Annotated in this window: 2 protein-coding genes; both read left to right on the top strand. The window is 54.2% G+C overall.

Annotation, left to right across the window (positions count from 1 at the left end; genetic code table 11):
- Positions 1-1,047 (top strand): hypothetical protein (locus ISP15_RS18105; RefSeq protein ID WP_404549372.1); only part of this gene is annotated, 1,047 nt, incomplete at its 5' end.
- 692 nt (positions 1,048-1,739) lie between these two features.
- Positions 1,740-2,345 (top strand): hemagglutinin repeat-containing protein (locus tag ISP15_RS18110; protein WP_404549373.1); only part of this gene is annotated, 606 nt, incomplete at its 3' end.

Genomic DNA, 2,345 nt, shown 5'->3' on the forward strand with positions numbered 1-2,345 from the left:
ATTCAGCAGATGGCCGATTACCTGACCAGCCAAGGCTATAAGCCAGGAACACCGGAGTTCGCCACGATGTTGCAACTCGCCAGCACCGCGGTGGGCGCGGCCGTGGGTGGCGGTACCGGCGCGGCGACGGCGTTGGACGGAACGCGCTACAACTACCTGTCGCATCCCCAGCTCAAAGCGCTGCAAGATCAAATCAAGCAATGCAACGGCGATCAAGTCTGCATCCAAACCGCTCAGACCGATGCGGAAAAGCTGTCGGCAAAACAAGAACAAGACCTTGTGAGCGGTTGCAACGCAAGCGGTGTGAATTGCGCCGACCAATACAAAGACGGGATCAGCACAGCCATTGACTACGTCAACGACCCGCTGGCTGCGCAGTTGGGGTTGCAAGTAGACCAATACATCACGGCTCAGGACTATGTGAATAATCGAGGCGGGTGGGGATTAGTGATGGCGGACAAAGGTCGCAGTGAAGTTGGAAACATGATGATGGGCATTGCGGCTGGCGGGGCTACTTCGGGACTCGGCGGCGCTGGTGCCATTGGGGAATTTGCGGCGGAGGCCTACGGCGGCATCCAAACCGGCTCGCTATGGCAATTTGCGCTAGCCACTCGTACCGGTACAGCGCTCACGAGTGGTGCCGTCAATTGGGGAGTTCAGTTGGTCAAGAACGGTGGTGATCTAAGCCAGACCAATTACATCGACGTGGGCGCAAGTTTGGTCGGTGGCTACCTTGGCTACGGCGGCAATCTTGCGTGGAATGGTCTGGTAGGAATAGGAGTTGGTATGACGCAGACAGAAGCCAATAACCTGTACTACGGGAAAAATGACAATCTACTGGTGGGAGGGCTGACGTCAGGTCTCACTACGATGGCCGGCTTCAAGGTTGGCGATGTGTACACAAATTGGACCATGAAACCAATTTTTACATCGGTTGGTTCTGTTATTGCAGGCAACGCGGCAGGCACCACGTCGACAGAGTTATTTAATGGAATCATTGAAAAATATAATAAAAATATTCAGCAAAACAATGGTTCGAAACAGTGATTTTATTTAAGAAGATTTTCGGTGCGCTATTAGCTGGGCTGCTTTTTTTCTGCCTGGAGTTAGTGATCGCTGTCGTCCTTGGATACTTTGTAGTTAGACTCCATGGCTTGCCATATGACTTTCACTTGATATTGACCGAGGGTATTCGTTTTGGTCTGTATCTAGGGTGCGTTGTTGCTGTTTTGGCGTTTATCGGCACTCCTCGCCGTCGGCCTCCGTCTTGAATTTGATACAAGCTACGATCTGACAACGTTATCGTGCGCGATAACCGGAACGAACCAGGACCTCAGTGATTTAGATCGCAAACTCATGCCCGGTAACCAAGCACCCCACCCCGTCTCCGATGTGCAGAAAGTACAACTAGGATTCGACCTCTACTCGATGAAGCCATCGCCGGGCGCGAATCCAGTTATTTTTTGAGTGAAGTAGCACTCACATAGCAAAGCGGCTATTCAGCCAATGGCGGCGCTCAAATAGATTTTGGTGTCAGATCGAAGTTTATGGACTGACACTAATACCAATAAGATCTATGAAATTAATGGATAACAAAAATTTTCGTCTTCATACAAAGTATTTAGAAAATGCCAAATTGGATAATTTCGGCACCCCTGACGGTACTACGTCACTTGAGCAGATGATTCGAGCAGCAACTGAGCAGCAGAATTGCTCCCATAACGGGTCAAAAGTGAGTGTTGAAATCAAAACAATGTGCCGTAGGTACCAGTGATACCAGCGAGATCCATCAGATCAGCACCGGCAGCATCAACGTGGGCCTCGGTGGCGCGGCGGCCGACGCCGTGAACGGCGCCCTCTACAGCGTGCAACGCGGCAGCCAGGTGCAAGACGGCCGCCTGGCTGCGCTCTATGCCGCGCAAGCGGGCTACCAGGCCAGCGATGCCATGGGCATGGCCCAAAAAGGCGGACTGCAAGAAGCCACCCAAACAAACAACCCCAGCGGCATCAACCTGCAAGTGGGCCTTGGCGGCAGCAGCGCAGGCAGCACCACGACCACCCATGATGACATCGCCTACGGCAGTCACATCACCAGCCAGGGCAACGTCACCCTCGCGGCCACCGGCGGCGACCTGAACCTCATCGGTAGCCAGGTGTCCGGCCAAGACGTCGCACTCGCTGCGGCCAACCACCTCAACCTGCAAGGCCAGGCGGAAAACCACAGCCTGCAGAACACCGACCACAACGTCAGTGGCGGCGTGGGCCTGCAAATCGGCAGCGACGGCATCGGCATCTATGCCCAGGCATCCGGCGGCGAAGGCAAGGCGCATGGCAACGGCATCACG

This window comes from Dyella jejuensis, assembly GCF_044904675.1.
Classification (GTDB): Bacteria; Pseudomonadota; Gammaproteobacteria; order Xanthomonadales; family Rhodanobacteraceae; genus Dyella_B; species Dyella_B jejuensis.